General features: G+C 73.4%; 18 protein-coding genes and 1 riboswitch. Of the genes, 15 read left to right on the forward strand and 3 right to left on the reverse strand.

Annotation, left to right across the window (positions count from 1 at the left end):
- Window positions 1-305: 305 nt before the first annotated feature.
- Window positions 306-436: riboswitch (FMN riboswitch) on the forward strand.
- 156 nt (window positions 437-592) lie between these two features.
- The 10 genes from ribD to EAO77_RS26740 all read left to right on the forward strand — a co-directional run bounded on the left by ribD (window position 593) and on the right by EAO77_RS26740 (window position 9237).
- On the forward strand, window positions 593-1675 hold the full coding sequence (gene ribD / locus EAO77_RS26695) for a bifunctional diaminohydroxyphosphoribosylaminopyrimidine deaminase/5-amino-6-(5-phosphoribosylamino)uracil reductase RibD (RefSeq protein ID WP_147990806.1): 1083 nt from the start codon (window positions 593-595) through the stop codon (window positions 1673-1675).
- A complete protein-coding gene (locus EAO77_RS26700) occupies window positions 1676-2284 on the forward strand; it encodes a riboflavin synthase (protein ID WP_147990807.1) in 609 nt (202 codons plus the stop codon).
- On the forward strand, window positions 2281-2931 hold the full coding sequence (locus EAO77_RS26705) for a nicotinamide riboside transporter PnuC (RefSeq protein ID WP_147990808.1): 651 nt from the start codon (window positions 2281-2283) through the stop codon (window positions 2929-2931). Before EAO77_RS26700 ends, EAO77_RS26705 begins: the two co-directional genes overlap by 4 nt.
- Window positions 2928-4217, forward strand: a complete 1290-nt coding sequence (locus EAO77_RS26710; RefSeq protein ID WP_147990809.1) for a bifunctional 3,4-dihydroxy-2-butanone-4-phosphate synthase/GTP cyclohydrolase II — start codon at window positions 2928-2930, stop codon at window positions 4215-4217. The genes EAO77_RS26705 and EAO77_RS26710 overlap by 4 nt, the downstream gene beginning before the upstream one ends.
- A gap of 96 nt (window positions 4218-4313) precedes the next feature.
- Complete coding sequence (gene ribH, locus EAO77_RS26715) at window positions 4314-4799, forward strand: 6,7-dimethyl-8-ribityllumazine synthase (RefSeq protein WP_147990810.1); 486 nt, start codon at window positions 4314-4316, stop codon at window positions 4797-4799.
- A gap of 33 nt (window positions 4800-4832) precedes the next feature.
- Complete coding sequence (locus EAO77_RS26720) at window positions 4833-5105, forward strand: phosphoribosyl-ATP diphosphatase (protein WP_147990811.1); 273 nt, start codon at window positions 4833-4835, stop codon at window positions 5103-5105.
- Between the two features lie 71 nt (window positions 5106-5176).
- On the forward strand, window positions 5177-6025 hold the full coding sequence (gene hisG, locus EAO77_RS26725; protein WP_147990812.1) for an ATP phosphoribosyltransferase: 849 nt from the start codon (window positions 5177-5179) through the stop codon (window positions 6023-6025).
- Window positions 6026-6045: 20 nt separating this feature from the next.
- Window positions 6046-6504: a PH domain-containing protein gene (locus EAO77_RS26730; RefSeq protein ID WP_147990813.1), complete on the forward strand. Its 459-nt coding sequence runs from the start codon at window positions 6046-6048 to the stop codon at window positions 6502-6504.
- A gap of 304 nt (window positions 6505-6808) precedes the next feature.
- Window positions 6809-8146, forward strand: coding sequence for a hemolysin family protein (locus EAO77_RS26735; RefSeq protein ID WP_147990814.1), 1338 nt, complete (start codon window positions 6809-6811; stop codon window positions 8144-8146).
- On the forward strand, window positions 8143-9237 hold the full coding sequence (locus EAO77_RS26740) for a hemolysin family protein (protein WP_147990815.1): 1095 nt from the start codon (window positions 8143-8145) through the stop codon (window positions 9235-9237). Before EAO77_RS26735 ends, EAO77_RS26740 begins: the two co-directional genes overlap by 4 nt.
- A 59-nt stretch (window positions 9238-9296) precedes the next feature.
- On the opposite strand, the gene EAO77_RS26745 is transcribed toward EAO77_RS26740, so the two are convergent.
- Together EAO77_RS26745 and EAO77_RS26750 are read right to left on the reverse strand one after the other, a co-directional pair.
- On the reverse strand, window positions 9297-11228 hold the full coding sequence (locus tag EAO77_RS26745; RefSeq protein ID WP_187283411.1) for an AAA family ATPase: 1932 nt from the start codon (window positions 11226-11228) through the stop codon (window positions 9297-9299).
- Between the two features lie 401 nt (window positions 11229-11629).
- Window positions 11630-12214, reverse strand: a complete 585-nt coding sequence (locus EAO77_RS26750) for a uridine kinase (RefSeq protein WP_147990817.1) — start codon at window positions 12212-12214, stop codon at window positions 11630-11632.
- A 181-nt stretch (window positions 12215-12395) separates the two neighbouring features.
- Here EAO77_RS26750 and EAO77_RS26755 point away from each other — a divergent pair, with 181 nt between their 5' ends.
- The 3 genes from EAO77_RS26755 (at window position 12396) to EAO77_RS26765 (ending at window position 15453) form a co-directional block, all read left to right on the forward strand.
- Entirely contained in the window at window positions 12396-13760 is a 1365-nt protein-coding gene (locus EAO77_RS26755) for a peptidase C39 family protein (protein WP_147990818.1), read from the forward strand.
- 117 nt (window positions 13761-13877) lie between these two features.
- Window positions 13878-14030 (forward strand): SCO1431 family membrane protein, encoded by a 153-nt coding sequence (locus EAO77_RS26760; protein WP_147990819.1) that lies wholly within the window; start codon window positions 13878-13880, stop codon window positions 14028-14030.
- 250 nt (window positions 14031-14280) lie between these two features.
- A complete protein-coding gene (locus EAO77_RS26765) occupies window positions 14281-15453 on the forward strand; it encodes an acyl-CoA dehydrogenase family protein (RefSeq protein WP_147990820.1) in 1173 nt (390 codons plus the stop codon).
- A 462-nt stretch (window positions 15454-15915) separates the two neighbouring features.
- Here EAO77_RS26765 and EAO77_RS26775 read toward each other — a convergent pair whose 3' ends face one another.
- The gene (locus EAO77_RS26775) at window positions 15916-16320 is read right to left on the reverse strand and encodes a hypothetical protein (protein WP_147990822.1); all 405 of its coding nucleotides are present in this window, start codon (window positions 16318-16320) and stop codon (window positions 15916-15918) included.
- A gap of 239 nt (window positions 16321-16559) precedes the next feature.
- Between EAO77_RS26775 and EAO77_RS26780 the strand changes: the two genes are divergently transcribed.
- Entirely contained in the window at window positions 16560-17000 is a 441-nt protein-coding gene (locus EAO77_RS26780) for an Lrp/AsnC family transcriptional regulator (protein WP_147990823.1), read from the forward strand.
- Window positions 17001-17072: 72 nt separating this feature from the next.
- A partial coding sequence (locus EAO77_RS26785) for an amidohydrolase family protein (RefSeq protein ID WP_147991046.1) occupies window positions 17073-17889 on the forward strand: 817 nt, incomplete at its 3' end.

Below are 17889 nucleotides of genomic sequence, written 5' to 3' on the forward strand. Positions count from 1 at the left end.
GCCGGGGACGGCGGGTCGCCGAGGGGTCTTCGGCCTTGCACAACGGGCTTGCTGACTGCAGGGGTTGGCCCGGCGGCGTGCGCGCACCGACGGGCCCGATCCGCGGAGGTGAGACGGACCCTAAGAGGACTAGACCACCCCGTCAATAGGTCTGGACCAATAGAGGAGGCCGGGGCGGGGGCGGTGCGCGCGACGGTGTCCGCCCAGTGGGACGAAAGCGTCCGGAGGGCAAGATGTGAGCCAGGACATAGCCATCACCCGCATGGCCCAGCCCGGGACGTGGCACACTGGCCCTGTATCAGCAGCAGCGCACTCCGGGGTCGGTGCAATTCCGAACCGGCGGTTACAGTCCGCGACCCGTCCGCAGCCAGCGGCCGGTTGACCAGGTGAAATTCCTGGACCGACGGTTAAAGTCCGGATGGGAGGCAGTGCGCGGCGGGCGACCCTCACGGGGTGCGCCGGCCGTCTGCGCGGGTCGTCGTCCTCGACGGCCCTGCGTGCGGCCCGGCGACCGCGCGTTCGAGGTGTTACCCCGCTCTCTGTCGTCATCGACAGGCCCCGGAGTCCGTGCCCGAAGAGGCAGGAGGACCCGGTGGCCACCGCAGCCGACACCACCGCCATGCGCCGAGCCGTCGCGCTCGCCGCCCGCGGACTCGGCTCCACCAGCCCCAACCCCGTGGTCGGGTGCGTCGTCACCGACGCCTCGGGACACCTCGTGGGCGAGGGCTTCCACGAGCGCGCGGGCGGCCCGCACGCCGAGGTCGGCGCCCTGCGCGCCGCCGGCGACCGCGCCCGCGGGGGCACCGCCTACGTCACCCTCGAACCCTGCAACCACACGGGCCGCACCGGCCCCTGTGCCCAGGCCCTGATCGAGGCGGGTGTGGCCCGCGTGGTGTACGCGGTCGCCGACCCGAACCCGCAGGCCCGCGGCGGTGCCGACACCCTGCGCGCCGCCGGTGTGCGGGTCGAGCAGGGGCTGCTGGAGGACGAGGCGGCGGCCGGCAACACGGCCTGGCTCACCGCCGTACGGCTCGGCCGCCCCCACGTCACCTGGAAGTACGCCGCGACCCTCGACGGCCGCGTCGCCGCCGAGGACGGCACCAGCCGCTGGATCACCTCCGCCGCCGCCCGCGCCGACGTCCACCGGCTGCGCGCCGAGTCCGACGCCGTCGTCGTCGGCGCGGGCACCCTGCGCGCCGACGACCCCCACCTGGCCGTCCGCGGCGTCGAGGGGGCCACCCAGCCGCTGCGCGTGGTCCTCGACAGCCGGGCGTCGATCCTGCCGACCGCCCGCGTCCTCGACGACGCCGCGCCCACGCTCGTCGCCGTCGCCGAGGACGCCGACACCCGGCACCTGCCCGGCGTCGACATCGCCCGGCTCCCCGCAGGCGCGCACGGCATCGGCGTCCACGGCCTCCTCGCCGAACTCCACGGACGCGGCGTCCGCTCGGTGCTCCTCGAAGGCGGCCCGGCCCTCGCCGGCTCCTTCGTCGCCGCCGGGGCCGTCGACCGGGTCGTCGGCTATCTCGCACCCGTACTCCTCGGCGCCGGCCCCGCGGCCCTCGCCGACGCCGGAATCACCACCATCACCGAAGCGTTGCGGCTCGACGTCACCGCCACCGACCGCATCGGACCCGACCTGCGCGTCACCGCGACCGTCCCCAAGGGAGCCTGAGTGTTCACCGGAATCGTCGAAGAACTGGGTGAGGTCACCGCCGTCGAGAACCTCGGCGACGCCTCACGTTTCCGTCTGCGCGGCCCCGTCGTCACCGCCGACGCCAAGCACGGCGACTCCATCGCCGTCAACGGCGTCTGCCTGACCGTCGTCGAGACCGGGGACGGGGAGTTCACCGCCGACGTGATGGCCGAGACCCTGAAGCGCTCCAGCCTCGGCGCGCTCGCCGCCGGCTCCCGCGTCAACCTGGAGCGGCCCACGGCCGTCGGCGCCCGCCTCGGCGGCCACATCGTCCAGGGCCATGTCGACGGCACGGGAACGGTCCTGGAGCGCATCCCCTCCGAGCACTGGGAGATCGTCAAGGTCTCGCTGCCCGCGCAGCTCGCCCGGTACGTCGTGGAGAAGGGCTCCATCACCGTCGACGGCGTCAGCCTGACCGTCGTGGACGCGGCGGCCGACCACTTCACCATCAGCCTCATCCCCACCACGCTGGCGCTGACCACGCTCGGCATCAAGCAGCCCGGCGACCCGGTCAACCTCGAGGTCGACGTCATCGCCAAGTACGTCGAGCGGCTGCTCGGCGCGGACCACGGGGAGCGTGCGAAGTGAGCGCACTGAGCTGGCTGAACGCCGAGGCGTTCACGGCCTTCGGGCAGCACATCCTCTGGTCCGACATGCTCGGCAACACCATCGGCCTGATCGCCCTCGCCCTCGGCTGGCGGCGCTCGGTGCTCACCTGGCCGGTGCAGCTGCTCTCCGGGGTGATCCTGGTGGGCGCCTACGCCTCCGCCCACCTCAGCGGCGGCGTCGGCAAGCAGCTGCTCGTCATCGGCGTGGCCGTCTGGGGCTGGCGCCAGTGGACCCGCGGCCGCCGGCAGGCGCAGGACGGCTCCATCGCGGTCCGCTTCGCCACCTGGAAGGAACGCGGATGGCTGCTGGGCGGCGCCGTGCTCGGCACGCTCGCCGTCGGCGGGCTCTTCACCGCCTTCCCCTCGCTCTCCTGGAGCCCCTGGGCCGACGCGTACATCTTCGTCGGCACCCTCGTCGCGATGGTCGCCCAGGCCCGCGGCCTCGTGGAGTTCTGGTTCGCCTGGCTCCTCGTCGACCTGGTCGGCGTACCGCTCGCCTTCAGCAGCGGCCTCGCCTTCTCCGGTCTGGTCTACGTGATCTACTTCGCCCTCGTCGTCTGGGGTGCCTACGACTGGTGGCAGCGCTCCCGTGAGCCGCGGCCCGCCCTGGAAGGAGTCGCAGCATGAGCGCACTGCCCAGCTGGTACGCGTCCGACGGTGCCGAGGACCTCTCCCTCGACCCGGTCGAACAGGCCGTCCGCGACATCGCCGCCGGCCGCCCCGTCGTGGTCGTCGACGACGAGGACCGCGAGAACGAGGGCGACCTCGTGATCGCCGCCGAGAAGGCGACACCGGAGATCGTCGCCTTCATGATGAGCGAGTGCCGCGGCCTGATCTGCGCGCCGATGGAGAACGACGAACTGGAGCGGCTCGAACTGCCCCAGATGGTCGGCGACAACACCGAGTCGATGCAGACGGCCTTCACCGTCTCCGTCGACGCCGGTCCCGCCTACGGCGTCACCACCGGCATCTCCGCCGCCGACCGCGCCACCACCCTCCAGCTGCTCGCCGGCGGGCGCGCCGGGCCGGCCGACTTCGTCCGCCCCGGTCATGTCTTCCCGCTGCGCGCCAAGCCCGGCGGTGTCCTCACCCGTCCCGGCCACACCGAGGCCGCCGTCGACCTCGCACGCCTCGCCGGCCTGCGTCCCGCGGGGGCCATCGTCGAGATCGCCGGCGAGGACGGGGTGATGCTGCGGCTGCCCGAACTGGTGCCCTTCGCCCGCAAGCACGGCCTGACGATCATCTCCATCGAGGACCTGATCGCCTACCGCCGCTCCAGCGAGCCGACCGTGCGCCGCGAGGCCGAGGTGAGGCTGCCCACCGCGTACGGCGACTTCACCGCGTACGGCTACCGCTCGACCGTCGACGGCGTCGAACACGTCGCCCTGGTCCACGGCGAACTGGGCACCGGCGAGGACCTCCTGGTGCGGGTCCACTCCGAGTGCCTCACCGGCGACATCTTCCGCTCGCTGCGCTGCGACTGCGGCCCCCAGCTCGACGCCGCCATGCGGCGCGTCACCGAGGCCGGCCGCGGGATCGTCGTCTACCTGCGCGGACACGAGGGCCGCGGCATCGGCCTGATGTCCAAGCTGCGCGCCTACGAACTCCAGGAACGCGGCCGCGACACCCTCGACGCCAACCTCGAACTCGGCCTTCCCGCCGACGCCCGCGACTACGCCGCGGGCGCGCGGATCCTCGCCGACCTCGGGGTGCGCAGCGTGCGCCTGATGACCAACAACCCCGACAAGGTCTCCGCGCTCACCCGCCTCGGCATCGGCGTCCTCGGGCGTGAACCGATGCCCGTCCAGGCCGGCGAGCACAACCTCCGCTACCTGCGCACCAAGCGGGACCGGATGGGGCACGACCTGCCGTGGCTCGAAGCCCCCGGGGCGTCGGCCTGCGGCAATCAGTGAGCCCGCGGCGCACGGCGTGCGCCGGGGTGACCAGTGGGCCTGCGCACACGGCAGGCCAGTACCTCTGAGCTCGATCAGCAACGTTCAAGGAGAGACATGAGCGGCAAGGGCGCGCCCGAACTGAGCGTGAAGAACTGCGGCGACCTGCGGGTGGCGGTCATCGCGGCGCAGTGGCACGAGAAGATCATGGACGGCCTCGTCGACGGCGCCCTGCGCGCCCTGCACGAGCTGGGCATCGACGAGCCCACCCTGCTGCGCGTCCCCGGCAGCTTCGAACTGCCGGTCGTGGCCAAGGTCCTGGCGGGCCGCGGCTACGACGCGATCGTCGCCCTCGGCGTCGTCGTCCGCGGCGGCACACCCCACTTCGAGTACGTGTGCCAGGGCGTCACCCAGGGCCTGACCCAGGTGTCGGTCGACACGGGTGTCCCCGTCGGCTTCGGCGTACTGACCTGCGACACCGAGGAGCAGGCGCTCGACCGGGCCGGCCTGGAAGGGTCGAACGAGGACAAGGGGCACGAAGCGGTCACGGCCGCCGTGGCGACCGCGACCATCCTCCGTTCAGTATCTGAACCCTGGCGCTGAGGGGAGCTCACTTCCGCGTAGGGTGGGAGCACCATGTCCAAGAAGACGTTCGAGGAGCTCTTCGCCGAGCTCCAGCACAAGGCCGCGACCGGCGACCCCGCCACCTCCCGTACCGCCGAACTGGTGGACAAGGGTGTGCATGCCATCGGCAAGAAGGTCGTCGAGGAAGCCGCCGAGGTCTGGATGGCCGCCGAGTACGAGGGCAAGGAAGCCGCCGCCGAGGAGATCTCCCAGCTGCTCTACCACGTCCAGGTGATGATGGTCGCGCGCGGGATCTCCCTCGACGACGTCTACGCCCATCTCTGAGCCGTCCGCCCGTCCGTCACGCGATCACCCCGCGCGAAACAACCGTCACGCGAACGAAGGAAGCCCGTCTCATGCTGCGCATCGCCGTCCCCAACAAGGGTTCACTGTCCGGACCTGCGTCGGCGATGCTCCATGAGGCCGGCTACCAGCAGCGCAAGGAGTCGAAGGAGCTCGTCCTCGTCGACCCCGAGAACGAGGTCGAGTTCTTCTACCTGCGCCCGCGGGACATCGCGATCTACGTCAGCTCCGGCCGCCTCGACATCGGCATCACCGGCCGCGACCTGCTGCTCGACTCCGGGGCCAGCGCGGAGGAGATCCTCCAGCTGGGCTTCGCCCGTTCCACCTTCCGCTACGCCACCAGGCCCGGCACCGCGCAGGGCGTGGAGGACTTCGGCGGCATGACGATCGCCACCTCCTACGAGGGCATCGTCGCCAAGCACCTCGCCGACAGCGGGATCGACGCCTCCGTCGTGCACCTCGACGGAGCCGTCGAGACGGCGATCGAACTGGGCGTCGCCCAGGTGATCGCCGACGTCGTCGAGACCGGCACCAGCCTGCGCAACGCCGGTCTGGAGGTCATCGGCGAGCCGATCATGACCTCCGAGGCGGTCGTCATCCGCCGCACCGGCGCCGACCCCGAGCACGCCCGGGTCCAGCAGTTCCTGCGCCGTCTCCAGGGCGTCCTGGTGGCCCGCAGCTACGTGATGATGGACTACGACTGCCGGGTCGAGAACCTGGAGCAGGCCGTCGCCCTGACCCCGGGCCTGGAGTCGCCCACCATCTCCCCGCTGCACCACGAGGGATGGGTGGCCGTCCGCTCCATGGTCGCCGCCAAGGAGGCCCAGCGGATCATGGACGACCTCTACGCCCTCGGCGCGCGGGCCATCCTGACCACGGCCATCCACGCCTGCCGGCTCTGAGGGACGGACGCACCGACACCATGTCCACCCCCGCGACGCCGGCCCCCGCGCTGCCGGTGACCTTCCGTCCCACCCGTACCAGGATCGTCCTGCTCGGCGTCGGGTCGGTGATGTGCGCCGTCATCATCGCCGTCACCCTGCTCCTCGACCGGCTCAGCCCGCCGGAACAGCTCAGTTTCGTCTTCGTCGCCCTGCTCTTCTTCGGTGTGCTGGCGCTGCTCAGCCGGCCGAAGGTGGTCGCCGACGAGGAGGGGGTGACGGTCGTCAACCTCACCCGTACGCGCCGTCTCGCCTGGGCCGAGATCCTCCGCGTCAACCTGCGTCCCGGGGACCCCTGGGTCTTCCTGGACCTGAGCGACGGCACCAGCATGCCCGCGCTCGGCATCCAGCCCGGCATCGCCCGGGCGCAGGCGGTCGAGCACGCCCGCGCCCTGCGCGCCCTCGTCGACACACGGAGCACGGGCGCCGACACGCGGTAGGACCCGCCGGAGGCGCGCGGCCCCCGCTGCCGACACGCGGAGCCCCGGGGCGCCGAGGCGCACGGCCCGCGTCCGCCGCCCCGCGCGCCTCCGTCACCACGCCCGGAGCCTTCGGGCGCGACGCCGGGAGCCGTCCGGCCCGGGCTTGACTACTCTGGTGCGCGGCGGCGCCCGGTGCGCCCCGCCCCGCCCACGCGGCCCCCGGGCCGGCGGGGTTCTTCCTGCGACCCGAGGAGTGACTCCCTCCGGCAATGGACGGAACGTCCGGTAGTACCCGCGCCGCCCCCTCCGCGGAGGCGGCGGCATGATCATCCCCCTTCTGCTGCTCCTGGCGGCACTCCTTCTCATCCTGGCCAACGGCTTCTTCGTGGCCGCCGAGTTCGGTCTCGTCACCGTCGAGCGCCCCGAGGCCGAGGCCGCCGCCGGTGACGGCGACCGCCGCGCCCGCCGGGTCGTGGCCGCCCTGCGCGAGCTGTCCTTCCAGCTGTCCGGGACCCAGCTCGGCATCACCATCACCTCCCTGGTCGTGGGCATGCTCGCGCAGCCGGCGCTCGCCCGGCTGCTCGACGGGCCGCTCACCGCGGCGGGGCTGCCCGAGGGCGCCGTGGCGACGGTCGCCGTGATCGTCGGCATGCTCCTCGCCTCCGCCGTCCAGATGGTGATCGGCGAGCTGGTCCCCAAGAACTGGGCGGTCTCGCGCCCGCTGCAGGTCGCCCGGTTCGTGGCCGGTCCGCAGACCGTGTTCTCGGCCGCGCTGCGTCCCGTCATCACCCTGCTCAACGCGGCGGCCAACCGTCTCGTGCGCCTCCTCGGCGTCGAGCCGGCCGACGAGCTGGCGTCCGCCCGGACCCCGGGCGAGCTGGTGTCGCTGGCCCGGCACTCGGCCCGCGCCGGCGCGCTGCGGCAGGACACCGCCGACCTCTTCGTCCGGAGCCTCTCCCTCGGCGGCCTCACGGCCCAGCACGTGATGACCCCGCGGGTGAAGGTCGCCGCCCTGCACGAGGACGCCACCGCAGCCGACGTCCTCAACCTCACGCGGGCGACGGGCCTCTCCCGGTTCCCGGTCTACCGCTCGGGGATCGACGACATCGTCGGTGTGGTGCACCTCAAGGACGCCCTCGCCGTGCGGGCGGGGGAGCGGCAGCGGGTGTCCGCCGCCCGGATAGCCGTGCCCCCGCTGCGGGTGCCGGGCACGCTGCCCGTGCAGCGCCTGCTCGAACAGCTGCGCACCCAGCAGCCGATGGCCGTCGTCGTCGACGAGTACGGCGGCACGGCGGGTGTGGTCACCCTGGAGGACATCGTCGAGGAGCTCGTCGGCGACGTCCGCGACGAGCACGACCGCGACGCCGACGAGCGCCCCGAACTCGTGCCCGCCCCGCCCGAGGCCGGCCGGCCGGCGTGGGACGTCGACGGCAGCTGCCGGGTGCTCACACTGCGCCGGACGGGGCTCGACGTGCCCGACGGCCCGTACGAGACCGTCGCCGGGCTCGTCGCCGACCTCCTCGGCCGGATCCCCGTCCCCGGCGACCGGGCCGAACTCCCCGGCTGGCGGCTGTCGGTGCGCCAGGTCGGACGCAATCGAGCCGAGCGGGTGCGGCTGGTCCGCACGGCCGACGCGCCGGCGGAGGCGGTGGTCCGATGAGCGCCCTGATGCTGCTGTTCGCGGTGCTGCTGGTGCTGGCGAACGGCTTCTTCGTGGGGGCCGAGTTCGCGCTGGTGTCGGTGCGGCGCAGCCAGATCGAACCGCTGGCGGCCGCCGGTTCCGGGCGGGCGCGCCAGGTGCTGCACGGCCTGGAGAACCTGCCCCAGATGATGGCGGCGGCCCAGTTCGGCATCACCGTCTGCTCCCTGACCCTGGGCGCGGTCGCCGAACCGACCGTCGCACGGCTGCTGGAGCCCGCCTTCCACTGGGCGCGGCTGCCCGACGGGCTGGTCCACCCCCTCGGGTACGTCATCGCGCTCGCGATCGTCGTCTGCCTCCACCTGGTCATCGGCGAGATGCTGCCGAAGAACCTCGCGATGGCGGCCCCCGAGCGGACGGCGCTGTGGCTCAGCCCCGGTCTCGTCGGCTTCGCCCGGCTCTGCCGTCCGGTCACGGCGGCCCTCGACGCGTGCGCCAAACGGGTCCTGCGGAGCTTCGGGGTCGAGCCGAAGGACGAGGTCGACGCCGTGTTCACCAGCGACCAGCTGGGGCGCCTCGTGGAGGACGCCGGTCAGGCGGGACTCCTGGAGCCCGCCGAGCAGGAACGTCTGGAGGACGCGCTGGAACTGGGCAGCAGACCGGTGGGCGACGTGCTGATCACCCGGGGGGAGCTGGTCACCGTGGATCCCTCGGTGACGCCGCGCCAGGTGGAGGAGCTGACCGTCCGCACCGGGTACTCCCGTTTCCCCGTCTGCGCCGGCGGCTCCGGGCCGTTCATGGGGTACCTGCACGTCAAGGACGTGCTCGACGCCGAGGACACCGGGGGCGCCGACCGCGCCGTGCCCCAGCACGTGTGGCGGCCGATGGCCACCCTGCGGGCCGAGCTGCCGCTCGGCGAGGCGCTGACCGTGATGCGGCGGGCCGCCACCCACCTCGCCCAGGTCGCCGACGCCGACGGCCGGGTGCTCGGGCTGGTCGCGCTGGAGGACGTGCTGGAGACGCTGGTGGGGGAGGTCCGCGACCCCGCCCACCGGGTCACCCTCACCCGGGTCCCGCGCTCGGCGCCGAGCGGCACCGCGCTGGCGAGCTGACCGTGCGGCGGGGTGCCCGGCGCCCCGCCGCACGCACCTCTGGGGCGCGGGCCGTCACCTCAGGGGTCCAGCGGGTCCCGGGCGGCCGGGCCGCGGCCCGACAGGACCTCGCCGTACGCCTGCATGAGGTCCGGCAGCCGCAGTGTCGACAGATCCTCGCGGCCCGGCGTGCCCGGGTACTGGGACAGGCGCAGATCCCGGTAGGCGCAGCTCTTCTCGTACAGCGTCCGAAGGAAGCGGCCGTTGCCCAGTTCGTCGATCCAGCCCTGGTCGACGACATGGCCGCTGATCGAGCGCAGTTCGTCCCGCGCCTCCTCGTCCCACACGTCGCCGTTCTCGGCCGCGAGGACGCCACCGATCGCGGTCAGCTCCAGCGGCCGGTACGACGGGAAGTCGACCCGGGTGGTGAAACGGGACGAGAGCCCGGGGTTGGCCGCGAGCAGCCGGTCCATGCCCTCGGGGTAGCCCGCGAGGATCACCACGAGATGGTCGCGGTTGTCCTCCGCCCGCTTGAGCAGGACCTGGAGTGCCTCGTCGCCGTAGGCGTCGCCCTTGCTGTAGCCCGAGTTGGACAGGCTGTACGCCTCGTCGACGAACAGGACGCCGCCCAGCGCCGAGTCGATCAGCTCATTGGCCTTCACGGCCGTCTGCCCGAGGAACTCTCCCACCAGATCCGCCCGCTGGGCCTCCACGAGGTGGTCGCCGCCCAGCAGCCCGAGGGCGTAGAACACCCGGCCGAGGATGCGCGCCACGGTCGTCTTTCCGGTGCCGGAGGGGCCCGAGAAGACGAAGTGGCGCTTGGGAGGCTGTACGGGAAGCCCCTGGCCGGCCCGCAGCCGGGCCATCTCCAGCTGCGCGGACAACGCCTTCACCTGGCGCTTCACCGGCTCCAGGCCGACCATCCGCTCCAGCTCGGACAGCGCCCGGGCCAGCAGCACCGGATCGGTGGGGCCGGAGGGGAAGGGCGGGGGAGCGACGGGCCGTGCCGTGCCCGTCGCGCGCCGGGACGGGTCCCCGGCGGGCGGCGTCCCCGTCCCGGGCTGCCGGCCCGGGAGGTCGTCGGCGATCTCCCCGAAGTCGACGAAGTCGCCGGCGGCCTCGCCGCCGAGCCGGTCGGAGACGGCCGGGGCCTCGGACTCGGAGCGCAGGTCGGCACCGAACCCGGCCAGCGACACCGCGGCCAGCCCCGAGGGGTCGTCGTAGCCGTCGTACCCGTCGTACTCCGCGATCGCGGCCAGCCGTGCCGAGGTGTCCATGAACGCCGGGTCGACGCGGTGCACCGCGCGGTAGAGGGGGAGCGCCGCCGCGCTGCGCCCGGTGCCCTCGTGGGCCCGGGCCAGCCAGTAGCGCAGCTCCTTGCGCTGCGGCTGCTCGCTGCGGCAGCGCATCAGGGCCGCCGCGAGCATGGGCTCCGCCTGGCCGTACATCTCCAGCCGGACCCGGGCCATGCCGCCGAACAGCCCGGCCTCGACCCCCAGCAGGGGATCGTCGACCAGCGGCTCGGTGTGGCGCACCAGCTGTTCCCAGTCCTTGACCAGATACGCGCGGCAGGCGTGCAGGAACCGCACCTGCGGGTCGGTGTCGACGGGCGGCAGGCCCGCCAGTGCCCGGTCGAGCTCCGCCACGTGCCGGCCGTCCAGCCAGTGGGAGGCGTGGGCGAGCAGCAGGTCCCGGGCGCTCTCCAGCACCGGCTGGACCCACCAGCCCAGCCAGTACCAGGAGTTGAGGGTGCGGCGGTGCCGCGCGCGCTGCTCGCCGAAGCGGTCGCGGTGGCGGTACATGTGCAGCAGCGCCGTGGTCGTCTCGGCGCGCAGCGCGTGCAGTCCGAGCCAGGCGTCCGCCATGCCGGGATCGAGCTTCACCGCACCGCGGAACTCCTCCTCCGCCTGCGGATAGGCGCCCATCGTGCAGGCGTCCACCCCTCGCAGCCAGGCGAGTTCGGCAGGTGTCCGTGCGCCGTGCGTGCCGCTGTCCACAGGGTCCCCCACCATCCCCCCACAAACCGTGCACCAGTGTCGTCGCGTGGGGAGCGCCCACCCGGCGGCGAACGGAACGAGCGTGCCGCGGAAGGGAATTGAGCCCACCGGGGTGCATGGTACCTGCGCAGGGAGGTGCGCTTAAGGGCGCGATGGAGCGCCCGGCGTGATTACCCAGGGTGAGGATCTCGCGGCGCGGCGTGCGCGCGGCGGCGGAGTGGGCAGAACGAAGCCCCCGATCACGGGGGAACAACCGGGGGCTTCGCGTCTGCGGCGGCTTCGAAAAGCCGCACATTGAGAACGTAAGACCTGTAAGCCCCCTTGGTCAAGCGGAGTTGAAGCCGCTTTGGGGTCTCGTTCGAGGCCCGGAATGTGTCCGGAATCAATCGGTCACGCTGGGTGATGCCCGGGGGTGCTCAGGTGGTCCCGTGCGTCGGCGGCAGCCACTCGTACCCCTCACGGCACTCGCGTACCAGCAGATCGGCGTAGGGCCGGGAGGGGTCCGCCGAGAAATGGCGTGACTCCGCCGCCGTCCATCCGTCCCAGAAGCCCGCGAGACCCGCGCCGTCGCGGGCCCTGCCCCGCTCCCAGGAGTCGTCGGCCGCCCTCTCCATCCACAGCAGGGCCGCCAGATGCGGCCGCAGGGCCCGCCGCCCGGCACCCACCCCCTCGACGAGGACGAGCGGCGCGGCGGGCAGCGGCCGGGGATCGAGGAAGCGCCGCAGATTCCAGTCGTACGGGTGAAAGTGCGCCGTACGGCCCGCGGAGAGCGGCTCGATCACCTCGCGCCGCATGCGGGCGGTCCACGCGAACAGTTCCGCGTGGGTCGCCAGGTCGTCGAGGTGGAGCACCGGCACCCCCTCCCCGCACGCCCCGGCCAGACGCGCCGCGAAGGTGGTCTTGCCGGAGCCGGCGTGACCGTCGACCGCGATCAGCCGCACCGGCCCGCACGACGGCGCGAGCGTGCCCAGTGCGGTGGCGAGCCGTCCGAGATCGTTCATGGGCACCAGCGTAGGGACCCTGAACACCGCAGGTCATCCGTGGTGCCGGTGAAGGGCTGCCTTCAGTGGACCAGACCAATATTGCTCGGCCGACGCGGCTCCGAAGTGCTGGCCGAGCACCGCCGCAGCGGGGATAGTGGCCCCCACTGTCGTGCTGTCGTGCACCCGACTTGGGGGTCCCATGGCCAGACCCGCTTCGCGCAGAACCGTCATCGGCGCCGCGGTCGCCGCCGCGAGTGCCGGAGCCCTGGGCTCCGCCGCGCCGGCCGGCGCCGCCGCCCCGGCCCGGGCGGTCCCCGCCCCGACCGCCGCGCCCCGCACCGTCGACAACCGCTTCTGGTCCACGTACACCGACTGGCGCTGCGGCGACGCCGCGGGCGTCCGGGCGGAGGCGGGGCAGCGGCCGGGCATCGTCATCGACGCGCCGGCCGGCAGCGTCGAGCGCACGGACCCGCACACCGGGCGGACGGAGAGCTGGGAGTACGCGACCTGGACCTCGCCGTGGCACCGCTCCACGGTGCCGGCCACCGAGGTCATCGCCTCCTGGAACGCCGACACCCCGGCCGGCACCTGGATCCGGACCGAGCTGCGCGGCCGCTACTCGGACGGCGGTGACACGCCCTGGTTCGTGATGGGGTGCTGGGCCTCCGGCGACGGCGACATCCGGCGCACCTCGGTCGACGACCAGGGGGACGGGAAGGCGTCGGTGTGGACGGACACGTTCGCCGTCGACGACGCGGCGAGCGGGCTGCGCCTGACCTCGTACCGGCTCCGGGTCACCCTGTACCGCAGGCCGGGCACGCGGCTCACGCCCACCGTCCGGCGGGTCGGCGCCATGGCGTCCGACGTCCCCGACCGCTTCGGGGTGCCCGCCTCGGTGCCCGGCGCGGCCCGCGAACTCGCCGTGCCGCGCTACTCGCAGAACACCCACGTCGGCCAGTACCCCGAGTACGACAACGGCGGCGAGGCGTGGTGCAGCCCCACCTCGTCCCAGATGGTCATCGAGTACTGGGGCCGCAGGCCCACGGCGGCGGACCTGGCCTGGGTGAACCCCGAATTCGCCGACCCCCAGGTCTGCCACGCCGCCCGCTTCACCTACGACTACCAGTACGCGGGCTGCGGCAACTGGCCCTTCAACGCCGCCTACGCCGCGACCTACCGGGACATGAACGCCGTCGTCACCCGGCTCTCCTCGCTGACGGACCTGGAGACGCTGGTCCGGGCGGGCATCCCGGCCATAACGTCCCAGTCCTTCCTCGAGGAGGAACTGACCGGCGCGGGATACGGCACCTCCGGGCACCTGATGACCGTCGTCGGATTCACCCCGGACGGGGACGTGGTCGCCAACGACCCCGCCTCACCGAGCAACGAGGCCGTCCGCCGCGTCTACCGCCGCGCCGAATGGGAGACCATCTGGCTCCGCACGAAGCGCCACAACGCGAGCGGCAAGGTGGTGTCCGGCACGGGCGGCGTCTGCTACCTGTACTGGCCCTCCCGGCCGACGGCGGCCCAGCGCACGGCCCTTGCGGCCGTCGGCGTCCACTGACGGCACGGGCCGGGCCGCGGGGCGTGACGAACGTCTCTACCCCGCGGCCCGGTCGGGCTGGCACTGTGGTGGGGCCCAGGGGGGACGCCCGCACGACGCCGACCGATCGAGAGCACCATGACTTCGACCGCCGCAACCGCAGCCGCCGCCCGCACCGGACGCCGCACCCGCACCGGGGGTCCCGACGGGCCCGCCGTCCTGGAGCACGTCCTCGGCTGGACCCTGGTGGTCCTGCTGGCCGTGCTGATCACCCGCCTCGGCCTCCTCTGACGCCCGCGGGCCCCGGCCCGCACCCCTCGCGGCCCCTGCCCGGCGCCCTCGGCACCCCCATGATCGGCAAGGTGTCCGGTACCTGGTGACGGCAGCCCGCCGATCGGGCATACTCGACGCGCCACAGCCGCCAACCAGCCTCTTTCGTGATCCGGAAGGGCAGCATCGGCCTGGCAGGACAACCGGCGGCGCGCCCCGACACCCTGCGTGCGCGACCGCCGCAGCGCCCGAAAGGGAGGAGTGCGCCGCAATGCCAGACCGTGCCCCGCAACCGGTGGACCGTCAGCTGCCCACCGATGAGGCCAGGGATCTGATCGCCCTGGTCCGTGACATCGTCCAGCGGGAGATCGCCCCCCGCGCGGCCGAGGAGGAGGAGGCCGGTCTCTTCCCGCGCGAGGTCTTCCGGCTCCTGTCCGGATCGGGCCTGCTGGCCCTGCCCTACGCCTCCGAGTACGGCGGCGGCGACCAGCCCTACGAGGTCTACCTCCAGGTGCTCGAGGAACTGGCGGCCGCCCGGCTCACCGTCGGTCTCGGCGTCAGCGTCCACTCCCTCTCCTGCCACGCGCTCGCCGGCTACGGCAGCAAGGAGCAGCGCGCCGAGCACCTCCCGGCCATGCTCGGCGGCGGCCTGCTCGGCGCGTACTGCCTCTCCGAGCCCGCCTCGGGCTCGGACGCCGCGTCGCTGCGGACCAAGGCCGTGCGCGACGGCGACGACTGGGTCCTGACCGGCACCAAGGCATGGATCACCCACGGCCCGGTGGCCGACTTCCTCACCGTGCTCGCCCGCACCGGCGGGGAGGGGGCGCGGGGGATCTCCGCCTTCCTGGTCCCGGGCGACGCCCCCGGGCTCAGCGCCGCCCTGCCGGAGAAGAAGATGGGCATGAAGGGGTCCCCGACCGCCCAGCTCCACTTCGACGGGGTGCGCGTCCCCGACGCCCGCCGGATCGGGGACGAGGGGCAGGGCTTCGCCATCGCGCTCTCCGCGCTCGACTCGGGACGCCTCGGGATCGCCGCGTGCGCCATCGGCGTCGCGCAGGCCGCGCTGGACCAGGCCGTCGCCTACGCCACCGACCGCACGCAGTTCGGCCGGCCCATCGCCGACTTCCAGGGCCTGCGCTTCATGCTCGCCGACATGGCCACGCGCATCGAGGCGGGCCGCTCGCTGTACCTGACGGCCGCGCGGCTGCGCGACGAGGGCAAGCCGTTCTCCCGGCAGGCGGCGATGGCCAAGCTGTTCTGCACCGACGCCGCCATGGGCGTCACCACGGACGCCGTGCAGGTGCTCGGCGGCTACGGCTACACCCAGGACTTCCCGGTCGAGCGCTACATGCGCGAGGCGAAGGTCCTTCAGATCGTCGAGGGCACCAACCAGATCCAGCGCATGGTCATCGCGCGTCACCTCGCCGGCCCCGAGACGCGCTGACGCGCCCGTCCCACGCCATGGGCGCCGCGAGCCTGCTCCACTCGGGGTCGCGGCGCCCCGGCAGGGTCTGTCCGCGGCTCGCCCACAGCCGCAGGAGGTCACGGTAGATCGGCGGGTCGGCCGGGTGCGGAACCGATTCTTCGGATGCCGGGGCGACAAGCCGCCGACCGCCGCGCCCCGTCGAGGAGTACACCAGTCTCATGCCCGGCCAACGCGTGCGCCGGGGTGCGGGTCACCGCCCGGGTGAATCGAGCGCCAGTCCGGTCCGTACGCGCCCCTGACCGGTGGCAGCACTCCGGGCGCGGCCCTGACCGGCGGCGGGGTTCCGTACGCGCCCCTGACCGGTGGCAGCACTCCGCGCGCTCCACCGCGGACCGCGACCCCTCGCGGTCCGCGAGCATGGGGCGAGGGCGTCCCGTCCGGACCTCGACGGGCCGCGGTCCGGACGAAAGGCCCTGGGCGTCAGGCGGCCTGCTTCAGCGGCGCCATCTTGATCGGCCGCGAACCGGGACCGCCGACGTGCGAGAACGGCTGGGTGCGCCAGTCGAGCCCCTGAGGGAGCGTCAGCAGCACCACCGTGTCGTGCTCCTGCTGCGTCAGGTGCTCGTCGGCCGGACGCGCGTCCGACGAGGGGCGGCCGGTGCCCGCGCACTCGGCCAGCCCGAACGGGTTCCACCGGGTGGGGACCCGGGCGTGCTCCGGGAGCACCTCCTCGTCGGCGAGAAGGGCGATCGGCTGGGCGCAGTCCGGGCAGATGACCCGGTACATGCCGAAGGTGTCGTACGCGTCGAACTCGTCGGACCCGGCTTCGTCGTCCGAATCGACGGGCTCCAGTTCGGTGCGGCCGTCGTGCTTGGTCTTCTGCATGGAGAATCTCCCCCTCGGATGGGCCGATCAGGCGCTGGTGGCCTCGACCACAGCAAGCACTTCCCCTCCCGCGGGGCAGGTAACCGTGAGGTCACGGCGGACCGTTGCGGCAAACCTGTGGTGTTCGTCACACGGCGGGCCGTCGCGGCAGTGCTGCCACGGCCGCCGCCCCGGCCGGCGGCGTTCTCCGCCCGCCCCGGACTGTGCCCCGGGGGTCCCGGGGCAATAGGTTGATCCGCATGGAGGAGCTGGATCGACAGATCGTGGACTTGCTCGTCAAGGACGGGCGGATGAGCTACACCGACCTGGGCAAGGCCACGGGCCTGTCCACGTCGGCCGTGCATCAGCGCGTCCGCCGCCTGGAGCAGAGGGGTGTCATCCGCGGCTACGCCGCCGTCGTCGACCCCGAGGCGGTGGGCCTGCCGCTGACCGCTTTCATCTCGGTGAAGCCGTTCGACCCCAGCGCTCCCGACGACATCGCCGACCGCCTCGCCGGCGTCCCCGAGATCGAGGCGTGCCACAGCGTCGCGGGCGACGAGAACTACATCCTCAAGGTCCGGGTGGCCACGCCCCACGAGCTGGAGCACCTGCTCACCCGGATCCGCTCGCTCTCCGGCGTCTCCACCCGCACCACGGTCGTCCTGTCCACCCCGTACGAGGCACGCCCGCCGCGCATCTGAGGGCTGTCCCGACCGGATCGGGCCGGCACACGCCGGCCCGGCCCGCTCCGGACGAGACCCTAGGCTTGGTCCATGACCGAGAGCACCGCCCCGAAGAGCGAACACCGCACCGTGCTGCTGCGCGGTGGAGAAGTCCACAGCCCCGCCGACCCCTTCGCCACCGCGATGGTCGTCGAGAAGGGGCATGTCGCCTGGGTGGGCTCCGAAGGGGCGGCCGACGCCTTCGCCGCCGGCGTCGACGAGGTGGTCGACCTCGAAGGCGCCCTGGTGACGCCCGCGTTCACCGACGCGCATGTGCACACCACCGCGACCGGCCTCGCGCTGACCGGCCTCGACCTGTCGTCGGCCGCCACACTCGCCGAGGCGGCCGCCCTGATCCGCCGCCACGCCCAGGAGCGCCCCGCCGACCGCGTCCTGACCGGACACGGCTGGGACGCCTCACGGTGGCCCGAGTCCCGCCCCCCGCGGCGCGAGGAACTCGACGAACTGACCGGCGGCCGCGCCCTCTACCTCACCCGGATCGACGTCCACTCCGCGGCCGTCACCACCGCCATGCTCGACCTCGTGCCCGGTGTGCGTGCCATGGACGGCTTCCGCGACGGCGAACCGCTGACCGGCGACGCCCACCACGCCGTACGCGAGGCCGCGTACGGCGCCGTCTCGCCCGCGCAGCGCGCCGACGCGCAGCGCGCCGCGCTGCGCCGTGCCGCCTCCCTGGGCATCGGCACGGTCCACGAGTGCGGCGGTCCCCGCATCTCCTCGGAGGACGACTTCACCGGCCTGCTGGAGCTCGCCGGGAGCGAGCCCGGCCCCCGCGTCGTCGGCTACTGGGCCGACCTCGACGTCGAGCGCGCGCGTGCCCTCGGTGCCGCCGGTGCGGCCGGGGACC

Source organism: Streptomyces sp. T39, assembly GCF_008042045.1.
Classification (GTDB): Bacteria; Actinomycetota; Actinomycetes; order Streptomycetales; family Streptomycetaceae; genus Streptomyces.